Source organism: Psychrosphaera sp. B3R10 (assembly GCF_018861025.1).
GTDB lineage: Bacteria > Pseudomonadota > Gammaproteobacteria > Enterobacterales > Alteromonadaceae > Psychrosphaera > Psychrosphaera algicola.
Genome location: NZ_JAHKQH010000026.1, coordinates 1 through 16485, shown reverse-complemented (window position 1 = coordinate 16485; position 16485 = coordinate 1). Strand labels below are relative to the sequence as shown.

Annotated in this window: 14 protein-coding genes and 1 tRNA gene; 9 read left to right on the top strand and 6 right to left on the bottom strand. The window is 39.9% G+C overall.

Features of this window, described 5'->3' with window-relative positions:
* The first annotated feature begins 8 nt into the window (after positions 1–8).
* The 5 genes from KO525_RS09720 to KO525_RS09700 all read left to right on the top strand — a co-directional run bounded on the left by KO525_RS09720 (position 9) and on the right by KO525_RS09700 (position 5239).
* Positions 9–1040, top strand: coding sequence for a lytic transglycosylase domain-containing protein (locus tag KO525_RS09720; RefSeq protein ID WP_215963614.1), 1032 nt, complete (start codon positions 9–11; stop codon positions 1038–1040).
* Positions 1041–1091: 51 nt separating this feature from the next.
* Complete coding sequence (locus KO525_RS09715; protein WP_215963613.1) at positions 1092–1598, top strand: YcgN family cysteine cluster protein; 507 nt, start codon at positions 1092–1094, stop codon at positions 1596–1598.
* Between the two features lie 323 nt (positions 1599–1921).
* Positions 1922–3280 carry a S9 family peptidase gene (locus KO525_RS09710; protein WP_215963612.1) on the top strand — a complete coding sequence of 453 codons (1359 nt, stop codon included), beginning with the start codon at positions 1922–1924 and terminating at the stop codon, positions 3278–3280.
* 116 nt (positions 3281–3396) lie between these two features.
* Positions 3397–4518 (top strand): sensor histidine kinase, encoded by a 1122-nt coding sequence (locus KO525_RS09705; protein WP_215963611.1) that lies wholly within the window; start codon positions 3397–3399, stop codon positions 4516–4518.
* Positions 4511–5239, top strand: coding sequence for a LytTR family DNA-binding domain-containing protein (locus tag KO525_RS09700; protein ID WP_215963610.1), 729 nt, complete (start codon positions 4511–4513; stop codon positions 5237–5239). The genes KO525_RS09705 and KO525_RS09700 overlap by 8 nt, the downstream gene beginning before the upstream one ends.
* A 116-nt stretch (positions 5240–5355) precedes the next feature.
* On the opposite strand, the gene KO525_RS09695 is transcribed toward KO525_RS09700, so the two are convergent.
* The 4 genes from KO525_RS09695 to KO525_RS09680 form a co-directional block, all read right to left on the bottom strand.
* On the bottom strand, positions 5356–6792 hold the full coding sequence (locus tag KO525_RS09695; RefSeq protein ID WP_215963609.1) for a hypothetical protein: 1437 nt from the start codon (positions 6790–6792) through the stop codon (positions 5356–5358).
* Positions 6793–7136: 344 nt separating this feature from the next.
* Positions 7137–9032, bottom strand: coding sequence for a 1-deoxy-D-xylulose-5-phosphate synthase (gene dxs / locus KO525_RS09690; protein WP_215963608.1), 1896 nt, complete (start codon positions 9030–9032; stop codon positions 7137–7139).
* 8 nt (positions 9033–9040) lie between these two features.
* Positions 9041–9949 (bottom strand): (2E,6E)-farnesyl diphosphate synthase, encoded by a 909-nt coding sequence (ispA, locus tag KO525_RS09685; RefSeq protein ID WP_215963855.1) that lies wholly within the window; start codon positions 9947–9949, stop codon positions 9041–9043.
* Between the two features lie 74 nt (positions 9950–10023).
* On the bottom strand, positions 10024–10272 hold the full coding sequence (locus tag KO525_RS09680; RefSeq protein WP_215963607.1) for an exodeoxyribonuclease VII small subunit: 249 nt from the start codon (positions 10270–10272) through the stop codon (positions 10024–10026).
* A 190-nt stretch (positions 10273–10462) separates the two neighbouring features.
* Between KO525_RS09680 and pomA the strand changes: the two genes are divergently transcribed.
* The 3 genes from pomA (at position 10463) to thiI (ending at position 13888) form a co-directional block, all read left to right on the top strand.
* A complete protein-coding gene (gene pomA, locus KO525_RS09675) occupies positions 10463–11224 on the top strand; it encodes a flagellar motor protein PomA (RefSeq protein WP_215963606.1) in 762 nt (253 codons plus the stop codon).
* 5 nt (positions 11225–11229) lie between these two features.
* Complete coding sequence (locus KO525_RS09670) at positions 11230–12153, top strand: flagellar motor protein MotB (protein ID WP_252736880.1); 924 nt, start codon at positions 11230–11232, stop codon at positions 12151–12153.
* 277 nt (positions 12154–12430) lie between these two features.
* Positions 12431–13888, top strand: coding sequence for a tRNA uracil 4-sulfurtransferase ThiI (gene thiI / locus KO525_RS09665; RefSeq protein WP_215963605.1), 1458 nt, complete (start codon positions 12431–12433; stop codon positions 13886–13888).
* Here thiI and KO525_RS09660 read toward each other — a convergent pair.
* Positions 13885–14961, bottom strand: a complete 1077-nt coding sequence (locus KO525_RS09660) for a cysteine synthase A (protein ID WP_215963604.1) — start codon at positions 14959–14961, stop codon at positions 13885–13887. The two genes, thiI and KO525_RS09660, sit on opposite strands and share 4 nt — an antisense overlap.
* 41 nt (positions 14962–15002) lie before the next feature.
* Complete coding sequence (locus KO525_RS09655; protein ID WP_215963603.1) at positions 15003–15917, bottom strand: hypothetical protein; 915 nt, start codon at positions 15915–15917, stop codon at positions 15003–15005.
* Between the two features lie 430 nt (positions 15918–16347).
* Here KO525_RS09655 and KO525_RS09650 point away from each other — a divergent pair.
* Positions 16348–16448 (top strand) — tRNA-OTHER (locus KO525_RS09650).
* Positions 16449–16485 lie beyond the last annotated feature (37 nt).

Sequence of the window (16485 nt, the reverse complement as noted above, 5' to 3'; positions counted from 1 at the left end):
GAAACAACATGAGATTAAAAACAATTTTCACAGGACTATTATTTTCGATTCCTGTTTTTACCCTCAACGCAGCAGATAAACCGACCTTTGAGCAGTACGTTAACAAGCTTAAGCAAGAAGCTGTTGAAAAAGGTTATGAAGCTGAATTTATTAATGACAGCTTTGCAAATGTTAAGTATTTGCAACGTGCGGTTAAAGCGGATAAAAATCAGCCGGAGTTTATCGAAACCTTAGATACGTATTTACCAAAACGTGTTCCAGAATGGAAAGTTAAAAAAGCACGTGAAGCATATGTCGACAACTTACCTCTGCTAGAAAAAGTGTCTAAACAGTATGGTGTTCAACCTCGATTTATCGTTTCGCTGTGGGCCCTTGAAACCAATTTTGGTCGCATCCAAGGAAAGATGCCAATAATCGATTCGGTGACTACTTTAGCTTATGACGGACGACGCGAATCTTTTTTCAAAAAGCAGTTATTTGCTTCATTAGAAATTCTAAAACAAGGTCACATTCCTAAAGACAAATTTGTGGGCTCTTGGGCTGGCGCAATGGGTCAATGCCAATTTATACCAACCTCATTTTTGGCGTATGCCGCAGATGGTGACAACGACGGTAAAAAAGACATCTGGACGAACAAAGCAGACGTATTTGCATCGGTTGCCAATTATCTAAAACAAGAAGGTTGGGATAACAATAAGACGTGGGGCCGCCAGGTATTGTTACCAGAAGGCTTTGACAAAGAGTTGATTATGCCTAAAGGCAGCAGAGGTTTAGGCCAGTGGTTAAAGAATTTCAAGTCTGCAGAAAAACCTTTATCACAATGGCGTAAACTTGGCATTACTCGTATGGACGGTCGCGAATTGCCGGATGTTAATGTTACCGCAGCGCTAATCATGCCGGATGACGCTAAAGGGCGTATGTATTTAGCCTATGATAACTATAAGTCGTTAATGCACTGGAACCGGTCGTATTATTTTGTGACCTCTGTAGGGTATTTAGCAGATCGTATCGGCTACCCAAGTCCAGTTCCAAAGAGTTAATGACAGTTATGATCTCGAAACACGACGTTGCAAATTGGTTATACCTATAACATGACAAAAGAAAAAAGTACGCCTTTTTGGGAAACCAAAACCCTAGAGCAAATGAGCCGCAGCGAATGGGAATCCCTTTGTGATGGTTGCGCTAAGTGTTGTTTGCATAAGTTGATAGACGACGACAGTGCTGATGATATGGTTGACACTCAGCACATGTCGGAGGAAGAGCAATTGCACTTTACGTCAGTTGCTTGTCGTTATCTCAATGACAAAAAATGTGAATGCAAGGTCTATGAAAAACGTACGGTGTTGGTTCCGAGTTGTGTGCAGCTAACGCAGGACAATTTGGATCAGATATTTTACATGCCGTCGAGTTGCACCTACCGAAGAATCGCCGAAGGCCGAGGCGTTCCTAGTTGGCATCCGCTGCTAAACAAAGGACGTAAAGCAAAAATGCACCAAGCCGGTATGTCGGTGCGGGGAAAAGTAATGTTTGATGATATGGTTGATGAAGACCAATACGAAGATTACATTGTATTGTGGCCGTTAAACGATAAAGACTAATATTAGTCTTTATCTTTATTCATATCTGCAGTTTTAACAGTTGCGTCAGTCAACATGCCTAGTGTTATTGGTCCTGTTTTTAACTATGACCAGAACTCGACAAATTCCTTATAGAAAGTGTTTAACCATTCAAATATATTGTTCAAAGTATATTCAGTGTTCGCTTATTTATTTCCAAAATACCGTTTACATAGAAAATTAACCACTGCGATAGTTTTTCAATTTAGCGTCATTCAATTCGATATAGTCATGCTTAGATTAAAAGCAGCAATAGTCATCTACCCGATGGTTATTGAAAGTGTAAATGACAGAAGGAAAAGGAAATGAAGCCGTTAACTCTAATTTTTATTTTGGTATGTGTGTTGTTAACCCATGTCAGCTCAGCTAATTCAACAAAAAGTAATGACGTTGCTGGCAGCTGGCAGGGGACGTTGACTATAACTCCGGAAAAATCGATGGATTTGATTTTTCATTTTAAGCAAACATCCGACGGTTATATAGCAACAATTGATATACCAGAGCAACAGCAATTTGGCTTGCCGTTTAATAACATGAGCTATATAAATGGACAAATTTCCTTAGCGATGGATATGGCTCAAATAACCTATGACGGGACTTTAAAAGATAAAAAAATTATCGGGACATATGAACAAGGTGCGTTTAAGGCACCATTAAACCTAGTACCTGCAATTAAGACTGTAGAACGTCAACGTAAAGTTCAAGACGTTGTAGGCGACGTACCTTACCAAGTTGAGCAAGTTCAGTTTGTAAATGGCAGCGGCGGACACAAGCTTGCTGGTACATTAACGTATCCCAAAGGATTGATTAAATATACGACAATTTTATTGTCAGGCTCGGGGCCTACAACACGAGATGCCGACGTTTTTGGCCACAAAATATTTGCGGTACTGGCAGATCAGTTAACACGACAAGGCATTGCTGTTTTAAGGTATGACGACAGAGGTGTAGGGGAGTCTGAAGGTGATTATGCAAACGCAACCAGCGAAGACTTTGCTAGTGACGCAAATGCGGCATATCAGTTTCTTAGAGAATATGGCAAACGTAACTTCGGTAAAATTGGATTTGTTGGCCACAGTGAAGGTGGGTTAATTGGCGCAATAGCGACTGCAAATAATGCCAAAGTCGACTTTTTTGTTAGCCTTGCAGGGCCGGGGACAACTGGAGCTCAAATTATCATTGACCAATCCTATTATATTCAAAAATTACGGGGTATGGACGACGATAAGTTAACCAAAGACGATAAAATTCAAAAAGAAATAATCAATGCTGTTGTTGCAGGTATTTCTAAAGAAGCACTCATTACATTGCTATTAAAACATGACATTCCAGAGGCTCAGGCCAATGCTCAGGCAACACAACTAACATCACCTTGGTTCCAATACTTTGTTAAATCCGACCCCCAAATTTACCTTACACAAGTCGATATCCCGATGTTAGCGTTAAATGGAGGATTGGATTCACAAGTGTTACCAAAACAAAATATTGAAGGAATTCAACAATCTGTAAAACCCGATTTGTTAACCACTAAAATTTACCCTGGATTAAATCATTTATTTCAACCAGCAAAAACGGGGTTGCCGGAAGAATACGGCAATATCGACATAACGTTTTCGGAGCAGGTAAGTCGTGATATTGTTCAATGGTTGTTAACCAATAGATAACTTATTGATTATCAGTTTTTCTTTTTGCATCAGTCTAATAAGCCGATATAAATAGACTTTTACCACACATGGTAAATAAGAACCGATAGATGAAATCGAGCAGAATAAGGTAAATAATGACAGTAGCTTCACACGATAGAATGCAAGGCGTTGACCCATCAGCAGATAAAAATGCCCATATTTTGTTTTGGTTCACTCAAATTGTTGGTTGGGGGCTGTTTACGCTAATAAATTTAGCTGGACGTCAATACTTCGTCCACTATCATTTTTCTGAGTTGGTTAATTCTGTCGTTTTAGGGATCTGCCTATTTATTATAACTAGCATTTTAAGGCTGTATTACCGACGTCAGTTAGAAGGTAAGAAGCTTTCAAGTAGTTTTATCCATATCGTTGGCGGCTCGATTGTTGGCGGGGCATTAACGATGTTGTTATTTGCCCTAATTATTCTACCTAACCAAGAAGCAATTTGGGGCATGCAGAGTAAAGATTTGTGGCAACAATTGTTACTCGGTTCTCCCATGGTAATGTTTTTGATATTAGTTTGGTCAACCTTGTATGTGATATTCAAAAATCAGCAACAGTTAAAAAATGCTCAAATAGTGCAAAATTCTTTAGAACAATCACTGAAGGTCGCAAAGCTAGATGTCTTGCTTAGCCAGATTAATCCACATTTTATTTTTAATGCGATTAATAATATTAGGGCACTGATCTTAGAAGATGCCGACAAAGCGCGCGATATGCTGGCGGATTTGTCGGAGGTGATGCGTTATACCATGCAAATTGACAAAGAGCGGCTGATCCCCTTTTGTGATGAAATTGACGTCGTAAAACAATATGTCGCGTTAAATAAATTGCAGTTTGAAGACAAGCTGCAAGTTCATTTTGACCTAGAACCGGACACGTTAAATTTGTCGTTACCGCCAATGATCCTGCAACTGCTGATAGAAAATGCGATCAAACATGGCATTGGAAAGTTAAAGCAGGGCGGAGACGTTGTCATTACGAGTAAATTACATGATTGCCAGTGGATAATAACTGTTGAGAATAGTGGCACGTTTCCGACGGCGAGTAACACAAGTACAGGCGTTGGTATTAACAATATTAAACAGCGTTTGTTTTTGGTTTATGCAGACAAAGCTAGTTTTAGTTTAAAACCTTCTTCAAAAGGCGTTATTGCTGTTATTACACTACCACTGTCATTAAGTTTAAATTCCACTGTGGGAGGTTCGAATGTTTAAAGCGATTATTGTTGAAGATTCCAGACTGGCCAGGGTGGAACTTAAATCGCAATTAAAAAAGGTTGATTACATTACCTGCGTCGCCGAAGCTGAAAATATAGAGCAAGCGCTGAAGGTGTTTGAAAAACATCAACCTGACTTAGTTTTTCTTGATGTAGATTTGCCTGATGGCAATGGGTTTGATTTTTTAACGCAGTTACCCATCGCTCCCTATGTTATTTTTACAACGGCTTTTGAAGAGTTCGCACTACAAGCGTTTGACCAAAATGCAATTGACTATTTGCTTAAACCTTATACACAAAAAAGGTTAGAACAAGCTTGTGCTAAATTTAGAACTGCTAATGCCAATATACCGGAGGCTAAGGATCGTACTTTTGAAGCGCCCCTAACGTTAGATAGCCAATTTTTTGTGAAAGATGGTAATAGTTGTTGGTTGATAACATTGGACCAAGTGGAGCGTTTTGAGGCGATGGGCAATTACACCCGAGTGTATTTTGACGATAAAAAGCCTATGATTTATCGCACATTGGCACAAATTGAACCGCGCTTGCCAAACGATAAATTTTTTAGGGCGAGTCGACAGAATATTGTGCAGTTAACTAAAATTAAGAACGTCGAGCTCTGCAGTTCTGGGGGATTAGAGCTTACAATGCATAGCGAAACAAAAGTGGACGTATCTCGCCGTCAAACCAGCGTGTTTAAATCACTGCTCGCGTTATAGTTGGTTTAGTACCTTGCTTAATTTCATATGTATTAAAGGTAAGTTTTAGCGATATTTGCTGAATAGAACGCGATCCTATTCAGCAAATATAATGAGTTTACGTTATTAATTATCGATTAGTTTTGGTTAAACATAGTGACGATATAGTTATCAATGTCTTTATCTTCCTGCTCGATTACCAAAAACTGATTTTTAGAATCTGAGGTGAGTTCAAACGATGTATTGGCTAATAACACTTCACTAGCGCCTTCTTTGGCGATGACAAATACGTCATATTCGTCGTTTGGAAGCGATTGTTTAGTTGCAATGGCTCGAGTATTAATTGCTTTGTGTTCTGTCGTTGAAATAGTTGAGTTTTTAGGCACAAAATAAACAGTAACACTGCTGAAGTCTTCAATAAAGTTAACTACTTGGATTTCGTGATGGTAGTACCCTTCGACGGCGTTATTGCTCGCGATTAGAGAGTTTACATATAACTCTGTTTCTTCTACGGTGTCGTCATCACCATCGTCAGCTTCTTCAACCTCAGTCAAATAAAAGAATACGGTTTTGTCACTGTTTGTTGGTAATGACAAGATCTGGCTATTTGATAATTTGACCGTTGAATTTGGATCTGTGATGTCCATACGATAATCCCCATAATCTAAGGTTTTAACGTCACTGTATGCACTGCGATTTAGGTCAGCGATTAAAGGGCTATCAGTGATACCACCAATATGGAAATCTAATGAGCCATTATACGAGGCTAATAACTCGTTGTTATCCATTGCATTAAAGACTCGTAATTCAGTGCTTGAATTGATGCTGTTGTACGTTGTCACGCCGCCAGAACTGGTGATTCGGTCAATTGTAAATGGTGAACTTGTCGAACCGGGGTTTTCTTTTATGACAATGAGTTGCTGATTAGTGTACAAAAACGGTATTTCGTCAGACTCAAATACAAGGTTTCCATCTATATCTGCAATGTAGAGTTTGTAGTTGTCTACATCGAAATATTGGCTTTCGCTTAATTCGGTGAAACTTAGCGCACTTGCCGGAACAGCGTCACTGAACGCTTGGCTGCTTAGCGATAAGTATACATTTAGGTCTTCATTGCTTTCATTTAAATTTAAAAATCGAATGGTAAATTGTTCATCTTCTGTTTCTGGGTCTTCATATTCAAACGAATAATTTATGATTTCCGGGGCACTAATGTCACCAACAACAACGATTAAATTAACGTCTTCATCAGAAATCGATGTATCGCCCTGGTATATTAGCTCTTCTAAACTGTTTGTCGTATTGATGTTTAGGTCAATATTGTAAGTGCCACTATCTAATGAAAATGCACCTGCAACTTCGCTATAGGCAATACCTGTGTAATAGCTGGTGGTGCCATCTTGTTCTATTTCGAGTTCGATGTCGGGGGCATTTTTTGAGGCGTTGTAAATCATCAAATAACCACTGCCTGTGTCTTCATCCTCACTACTGCACGCGGTAATGGCAAGTGTCGACATCGCGGCGACAATCAGGCTAAACGGTCTAAGTTTAGATAAAATAAATTCGTATTTCATTATAAGTCCTATTTCGATCTGGGTCTTTTGGGTGCGCGCTACCCTCAAGCTAACCACATGATAATTTTAAGTTTATTTGATTTTTGTCTGCTTTAACTAAGCGCAAAGTTTGAGGGGGTTTAGTGACTTTGGTTCACAAAAATCGAAAAAAAATAAAAAATAAATTTTTGAACTTTTAGAGTAATAGACCTATTTATTTATAATCAAATACTTAGAAGAGAGTTGAATTAGTTCACTGGAAACAAAAAAATAATTTGAGTAGCAGTTCTGTTTTTAGGAATGTACTGCCCATTTTAATAAATGGGCAGCTTTAAGCTATCTAATTGTGTTTGAGGCCAGCTAATTTATTTTGCGATCGCAATAAATTGGTTGATTTGTTTGGTAATTCCATCAGCATCTAGTTGCAACTCTTGATAGATTTCTTGCTGAGTTCCGTGTTTGATAAATTGATCAGGCAAACCAATATTTAAAATACGACACGCATATCCGTTGTTAAGAATATATTCGTTAACGGCAGACCCTGCGCCGCCAGCAATTGCATTATCTTCAACGGTAATGATGGTTTTACCCGACGCCGCAAGTTTATCTAACAGCCCGGTATCAAGCGGTTTCACAAAACGCATGTCGTATACAGAGGCGTTGGTATTCTCTGCAGCTATTTTGGTTTCTTCAATAAAAACACCAAAGTTTAAAATTGCGATATTAGCGTCGTGGAGTTCAGAAACCGTTACCGCTTTACCAATTTCAATGGCAGTCATTATTGACTCGATTGGGTTACCAGAACCACCGCCCCTTGGATAACGCACGGCTGCAGGTTGATTTAGCTTATGGCCGGTATACAACATCTGTCGACATTCGTTTTCTGAACTTGGACACATAATAACGAGATTAGGAATACAACGCATAAAACTCAGATCAAATGAGCCTTGGTGCGTTGGACCGTCGGCACCAACTATACCGGCTCTGTCGATGGCAAATAAAACCGGCAGTTCCATTATGGCAACATCGTGGATTAACTGGTCGTAACCACGTTGTAAAAAGCTAGAATAAATTGCCACAACTGGGTTAAAGCCTTCACAGGCCATGCCCGCCGCCAACGTTACTGCATGTTGTTCTGCAATTGCGACATCAAAATACTGTTCTGGAAATGCTTTTGAAAAACGCACCATACCAGAGCCTTCGCGCATTGCAGGAGTGATTGCCATTAATTTGTTATCAACGGCAGCCATGTCGCACAACCAGTCACCAAATACTTGAGAGTATGTAGGTGATGTTACTTTTGACGCTGGTAGCGAAGTGGTATTAGGATCAAATTTAGGTACCGCGTGGTATTTGATTGGATCTTGTTCAGCCGGTTCATACCCTTTACCTTTTTTAGTGACAATATGTAAAAACTGCGGGCCAGTTAGGTCACGCATATTACGTAAGGTATCGACTAACGCATCTATATCATGGCCATCAATTGGACCAATATAGTTAAATCCGAGTTCTTCAAATATGGTACTTGGAACGACCATACCTTTTAGATGCTCTTCTGCTCGGCTGGCGAGTTCTTTAATTGGTGGAATACCACTTAATAACTTTTTACCGCTTTCTCTAAACGTCGTATATAAGTTACCCGACAGTAGTTTTGCCATGTGGGTATTTAGGGCTCCGACATTTTCAGAGATAGACATGTCGTTATCGTTTAATACCACTAACATATCGGGCTTAATGTCACCGGCATGATTCATTGCTTCAAACGCCATACCAGCGGTCATCGCGCCATCGCCAATAACGGCACATACTTTACGAATTTTGTTTTCAGGTTCGGCTTTGTGCGCAGACTGCGCTGAAATTGCCATTCCCAATGCCGCACTAATGGATGTAGATGAGTGACCAACACTTAACGTATCGTATTCGCTTTCTTCACGCCAAGGAAACGGGTGCAATCCATCTTTTTGACGAATAGTATGAATCTGATCCGCTCGACCTGTAATGATTTTATGGGGATAAGCCTGGTGGCCAACATCCCAAATGATACGGTCGTACGGTGTGTTATACACATAATGCAAGGCAACAGTAAGTTCTACAGTTCCTAGACCTGATGCGAAGTGGCCAGAACTCTTACTTACTGAATTTAGTAAGTACTCTCTTAGCTCTTTTGATACAGATTTAAGTGCTTCCTGAGGCAATTTGCGAAGGTCAGTTGGCAGCAAGGCTTTCTGTAAATGTGGAAAATCGGCAATATTTACTGTCATAAAAGAACTTAGTGATCTCGCTCAATGATATAAAGGGCTAATTGTTGTAAAACCGACGTATTGTACGGCAATTGTTGTAAAGCTTGAACTGCTTCGTCAACTAAATTTTTAGCCTTCAATTTTGCTTGCTCTAAACCTAACAACGCAGGGTAAGTGCTTTTGTTTGCTTCTAGGTCTGAACCCTGCGGTTTACCTAAGGTTTCGGTATCTGAAACTATATCTAATACGTCATCCCAAACTTGAAAAGCGAGGCCAATTGCATCGGCATATTGTTCTAAATAATTGAGTTCTTGTTCAGAAACCTTGCCACATAACGCGCCTGCTAAGACAGATGCTTTTATTAATGCGCCGGTTTTTAGCTTATGCATATGTTGGAGATTTGTCAGTTTAATTTCTGGTAACAAATCTGTGTTTGCATCAGTCTCAATCAAATCAATTGATTGGCCTGCACACATATCGATACTCGCTTGTGAAATTAGATGGATGAGTTGCAGCTGGCGTTCTGGCGTTACGCTACTAAGTTCGGGGCCGCTTAACATTTGAAATGCAAAGGTCTGCAATGTATCGCCAGCTAAAATAGCGACCGCGTCATTGTATTTTTTGTGACAAGTCAGTTGGCCGCGACGCAGATCATCATCGTCCATGGCCGGCAAGTCATCATGTATTAAACTGTAACTGTGGATTGACTCTAATGCGGCTGCGACAACGTTTAATGAATTTGGGTCTGCATTAAATATTTCACCTGTGGCATAAACTAAAAATGGTCTTAAACGTTTACCACCTAATAACAGTGAATAATGCATTGCCGCTTTTAATGTTGGCTCATCAATGTTTGCAGTGGCAAGATGTTGCTCTAAATAATTTTCAATTTGAGATTTATAAACCGTTATTTGTTCGGCAAACCCAACATTGTTCATAGCCGTATTGTTGTCGGAAACCTGTTGAGCATCTTTCACGTTCGGTTTTTCGACTGATTGTTCTGAATTGCTCATCAGTTAGAGTTACCAGCCGGTTCAGTATGGAAAGGTTGCAATTGAAGATCGCCTTGTTTTTCCATTAGGATCTGTACTTTTTGTTCAGCTTCCTGCAATTTTGATTGGCTTATGCGCGTCAATTCAATGCCGCGTTCAAATAATTTCAACGACTGCTCAAGCTCCAAATCGCCAGATTCTAGTTGATTAACGATGGATTCGAGTTCAGCGATAGCTTGTTCAAATTGAGGGGCAGTAGGCTTAGTCATAAATAGCTTTGGGTCACATTGAAAATTAGCCAAATAAGTTACCGTATTGGCACTGCATATTCAATTATAATCATTTATTATTAGGCGAGGGCGAACAAACAATAGACACTTAGTTAGAAACTATTTAAGTTGTTGGGATATTTGTCGATAGTTATCAATGTAGAAGCAAATTGTGAGATGGGAGTGAGTTGTGGATTTAGCTAGTATTGTAGGCATGATTGGTGCGATTGGGTTTATCGTATTGGCCATGATTTTGGGCGGCGGACTCCATATGTTTATTGACGTACCGTCAATAGCGATTGTATTTGGTGGGTCGACATTCGTCTTGTTGTCTAATTATACGTTAGCTCAGTTCCTCACGGCGGGTAAAATCGCGGGTAAGGCGTTTTCGTTTAAAATTGAAACGCCAGAAGAATTAATTGAAAAAATTGTCGAACTTGCAGATTCAGCACGTAAAGGCGGTTTTTTAGCGTTAGAAGAAGCGGAAATAAACAACGCATTTTTGCAAAAAGGCGTAGACTTATTAGTTGACGGCCACGATGGTGAAGTGGTTCGAGCAACGTTATCAAAAGATATTTCACTTACCACAGAACGTCACGAACTCGGTGCCGGTATGTTTAAAACCTTGGGAGATATTGCTCCAGCGATGGGGATGATAGGTACACTTGTTGGTTTGGTTGCTATGTTGTCAAACATGGATGACCCAAAGTCAATCGGTCCTGCGATGGCTGTTGCCCTATTAACAACGTTATACGGTGCATTTTTGGCCAACGTTATAGCGTTACCTATGTCATTTAAACTGAATTTAAGAACGGGTGAAGAAAAGCTCAATCAAAGTTTGATTATGGATGGGGTATTAGGCATTCAAGATGGTCAAAACCCGAAAGTAATTGAAGGCGTGCTTCGTAACTATCTAGCGGCTTCTAAGCGCGAAGTAAACACTGAGGAATAATTCCGATGGATGAATGTCCAAAATGTCCCCCAGAGGGACTCCCCGCTTGGATGGGGACTTTTGCAGACTTAATGTCGTTGCTGATGTGTTTCTTTGTATTGCTTTTGTCATTTGCCGAAATGGATGTTTTAAAATTTAAGCAAATTGCAGGCTCAATGAAGTTTGCATTTGGTGTGCAAAATAAACTTGAAGTTAAAGATATACCCAAAGGTACCTCGGTGATAGCGCAAGAGTTTCGCCCAGGAAGACCAGAACCAACACCTATTGAAATATTGCAGCAGCAAACCATAGAGATGACTCAGCAAGTACTAGAGTTTGAAGAAGGCGAAGATGAATCAGCAGGTGGCAGGCAGGAACAAACCGCAGAAATGCGTGGTGGCATGAGTTCCGCAACCGCAGAAGCAGAATCGGAAACTGAAGCAACCGCCACGGCCGAGCAAGAACAAGTAAATGAAATGATGAAAAAAATTGCAGAACAAATGCAAAAAGAAATCATCGATGGAGCAGTAGAACTTGAATCTTTAGGTCAGCAGATCATTATTCGGATAAGAGAGAATGGGGCGTTTCCATCTGGATCGGCGTATTTACAAGATCAGTTTAAGCCTATCATTCAAAAAGTTGCGACACTACTTAACGACATACCTGGCGATATAACGGTATCTGGTCATACTGATGATATTAATGTGACCAACGAGCTGTTTAACAACAATTGGGATTTATCTTCTACCCGAGCGGTCGCCGTTGCGACCGAAATGATAAATGCGCCATACTTTGATAAAAACCGAATTACGGTCATGGGGCATGCAGATACTCGACCTTTAGTACCGAATAATTCAACGTCGAATCGTCGCAAAAACCGTCGAGTTGAGATTGCAATTACGCAGGGCAAGGCAAAAGAGTCTGAAGGGATAAACGTCACTGAGCTTTAGGTTTTATTTAAAAAATTACGAGTTACCTTTAAGTTAAAAATGGTAACAATATAAAAGACCAGATGTGGTTAATGAGATTTCATTAATGGTGTCTGGTTTTTTTGTGAGCCTAATACAGTATTTATTATTGCTTTGTATAAATGACTAAAAAATAAACCTATGGCATGGTTTTGGCCTTCGTTATATAATCCCGCGCTATTTTAAAAGACCAGTATGAGCTAACCCAATTGTTTTGGTGTCTGTTTCGCTTGTCGTCAATGCCAGTGTGTTAAGTGTCATGAGATTAATCGTAAAATACCACCCAGAAATAAACATTAAGAGTCGTTCGGTACGTAAACGGTTTAGTAAGTTATTAGAGTCGAACTTACGTATTATTGTAAAACGTATTTATCCGTCGGCACATGTTGTTGCTCGTTGGAGTGACCTTCTTGTAGAAGCGATTGGTATTTCAGAAGAGATGGAAGCGGAGATTATTGATGCTATTTCACGAATTCCTGGTGTAGACCAATATAATCAAATTGTTGAAGTTGACTTTGTTGACTTCGATACCGCCTTCAATGACGTCGCTAAATACTGGGTCCCATTCCTAGAGGACAAAAAGTTTTGCGTGCGAGTTAAACGGTCAGGCAAACATGATTTTACGTCTGGTGATTTAGAACGTTACATCGGTGGCGGTTTAAACCAAGCTGTTGAGTCAGCAAGCGTCAAGCTTAAAAAGCCAGAACTTACAATTCGATTAGAGTTGCGTCAGGACAAGTTGCAGATCATTAAAGCGAACCATAAAGGTTTAGGCGGCATGCCACTCCCAACCCAGGAAGATGTATTGTCATTAATATCTGGTGGATTTGACTCTGGTGTTGCTACCTATCATATGATGCGTCGTGGAGCGAGAACGCACTTCTGCTTTTTTAACCTTGGCGGTAAAGAGCATGAAATTGGCGTTAAACAAGTGTCTTACGAAATTTGGAAACGTTATAGTAGTTCACATAAAACCAAATTTGTTGCGGTTGACTTTGAACCGGTAGTCGAAGAAATTTTGTCGAAAATAGACAATGGTTTAATGGGCGTTGTTTTAAAACGAATGATGATGCGTGCCGCGTCTCAAGTCGCCGCCAAACTCAATATCAAAGCATTGGTTACAGGTGAGTCATTGGGTCAAGTGTCGAGCCAAACGTTGACAAACCTAAGCGTTATTGACCGAGTTACAGAAACACTGATCTTGCGTCCATTAATTCATTTGGATAAAGCGGAAATTATCGATACTTCACGTATTATTGGTACCCACGATTTTGCCGCTGCTATGCCTGAATATTGTGGTGTCATTTCGAAAAAACCAACTACGCGTGCCGTTTTGTCAGAAATAATTGAAGCTGAATCTAATTTTGATTTATCACTTATTGATAAGGTTGTTTCAGCAGCCAATGTTATTGATATCCGTGATATAGAAAAACAAGCGGCCGAGGAAGTTCAGGAAGTTGAACAAGTTACTGAATTACCCGATGGCGCAATTGTGTTAGATATCCGCAGCCCAGATGAAACCGATGAAATGCCGTTAGCGTTGGATGATATTGAAACAATTACGATGCCATTTTTTAAACTGGCAACGCAATTTGGGGATTTGGATCAAACTAAGCCGTATTACCTTTATTGTGACCGTGGTGTAATGAGTCGACTTCAAGCCTTGTTATTACACGAACACGGTTACACAAATGTTAAGGTTTACCGAAAAAATTAAAGATTAAATTCAACGTGTTGTAATCGATTAATCTCGGTTTTATAGCGTTCAATTAGATGCTCAATGGATTGGGCATCGGACTGAATGTTTTTACTTGCCAAAAACGCTTCATTATAAAGTTTAGACACTGAACGTTCACCTGCATCACAAGCAATTGTCACAATTTTCTGTGGTTTTCCACCGTTTAAGGGGCCAGTTTGAACTGCGCAATATAATGCTGCTGTAACGTTTAATGCACTGCTACTGCCTAATACTAATGCATCCTGTTTTCTGACGTAATTCGCAACAGTAACTATATCGCTGTCAGGTAAATTTAAACCGTAATCTATTTTACCTTGCTTAAAGTTGTTAACTAAACGCATGATGCCAATGCCTTCTGTGAATGACGAACCCGCTGTCGCTTGATGCTTGCCATTCATTAGAAAATTTAAAATACCAGAGCCGTCAGGATCAACACTGACTATTTTGGTATTAGGATCTTTTTGCTTCAAATATTTAGAAATACCACCCAATGTCCCGCCTGTTCCAGCGACAGAAACAAAACAATCTAGTTGCCCATCTGTTTGTTGAAATATTTCAGGGCCGGTCGTTAAAAAGTGGGCGTTGGAATTTGCTGTGTTTTCGAATTGATCTGCCCACCAGTAATCTGGGTTTTGTTCAGCAATACGACGGGCGGTGTGGTAGAAATGATTTTCGTTGGCAAAAGGTACGGCATCGACGAGCACGAGTTCTGCACCGTGTAATTCGATTAATTGTTCCTTTTCTTTCGCCTGGCCTTTTGGCATCACAACTTTCAAATTATAGCCACGTGATTTTGCAACAACCGCGAGGCCAATACCGGTATTACCCGCTGTACCTTCAACTATTGTCATTCCTGGCTTTAATTTACCGCTTTGTTCTGCTTCTAATACCATTTGTAATGCGGCGCGGTCTTTTACTGAACCGCCGGGATTCTGAAATTCACATTTAACAAAAATTTCACACTGAGTCAGTTGGCTAAGTGATTGTAATTTCAAAAGAGCTGTGTTGCCGACTAGGTCGGCAAGAGATTCTGCAGCAGTTAGAATAGTCATTGGGTCGCCTTATATTCATTGAATATTGCTATGATAACGACTTAAGGGAGTTTATTGCCAGTTACCCAATCGATTGCCTTAATCTTAGCTTCGAGCTTTTCGTAAGGTTTTACGAACAGATAGATGTCATCGTTATTAACCATAAATGGTGTACTTTTTCCCGTTGTGATGCTTCGACCACGTTTGTGGGTGGTACGTTTAGACGGAAAAAATGTGTAACTGTTAGTTAGCATTTTACTATAAAGGTAGGCTTCGAAATTAGCTAATCGAGTTCTAACGATAACGTAAGTTTTACCTGGTTTTATTGTAACACCAGCCGGAACCCAATCTTCTTTTAAAACAGGGCGAATAAGCTCATGTTTAAAATTGATAAAACAGGTGACATCTTGTCCGGAACCTATCCACTCGCCATCTCTAATTTTATTCGTGTGTAATCTCGATTGAACATCTACACAGAGCTGTCCACCAAATTCAACACTAGCCGATGCATTTGTACTGTCGAAATCTGATTCGATGTCGGCATTAAGTGAAGACAGAATGTATTCCGTTGTATTTTCATAAACTGTTTCTCTATAACTGTTAGAACCATATTCTGCCAATGAGGGGACTTCTACCCAACTTATAATATTTGGTTGATCAAACGGACGGGTAGTGTCCAAATTAACGTTTGTTCTTAATTGTTTGGAAATTGCAGATGAACGGATCCCGGCCTGTTCTGAAAAATAATCACCGGTGTTATTTTCGTTAATACTTGTTTGCCAATCGCTCGTTGAGAAGCGAGCATCGGAAGAGTATCGATTAAAGTAGACGAGTTTAAGGACGTTTTGGGCGTTGGAATTGTTGGCGTCATGATAAACTATCTCAAAGCCAGGTACGTGCTCAACCTTTTTGGTTGCACACCCTAGAAGTAACAAAAAAGATACCGAGAACACAGTTAAAGAACGTAATAAAGACATTGATTTGTTTACCATAATTCAGTTGATACAGATGAATACGCTATATTCAAAGATAACGTAAAATTAGGTTTACTGCTAGCCTACAAAAGAAATCTCAGGTTTCACTTGAATGTGGCTGTAGAGCAAGTATAATTCCCCGCAACAAATCGAGGCAATTCTTGTCTTTGGTTTTAGTTAGTAAACGTTCAACGTGGTTGGATTAGAATTTCGATTCGCTTTCAGCTAGTTAGATTAGCACTTATGTAAAGTGATTGATTAAACGACTCAGTTTAATAAACAATTCCCCACCATTTGAATAGAACTAATGCATTCTTTATTTATAGAGTTATTTATAGAGAGTGGCTCCCGCAACCAATTAATTGGTTCTGGGAAATTCGTTACAGTCGAATTAAAATATTGTAGGCACCTTCTCTTTTGAGAAGCATTCGGACGCGGGATGGAGCAGCCTGGTAGCTCGTCGGGCTCAGCTAATATGAAGAGCGCGAAGGTCGTCGGTTCATTCTTTTTTATAGAGAGTGGCTCCCGCAACCAATTAATTGGTTCTGGGAAATTCGTTACAGTCGAATTA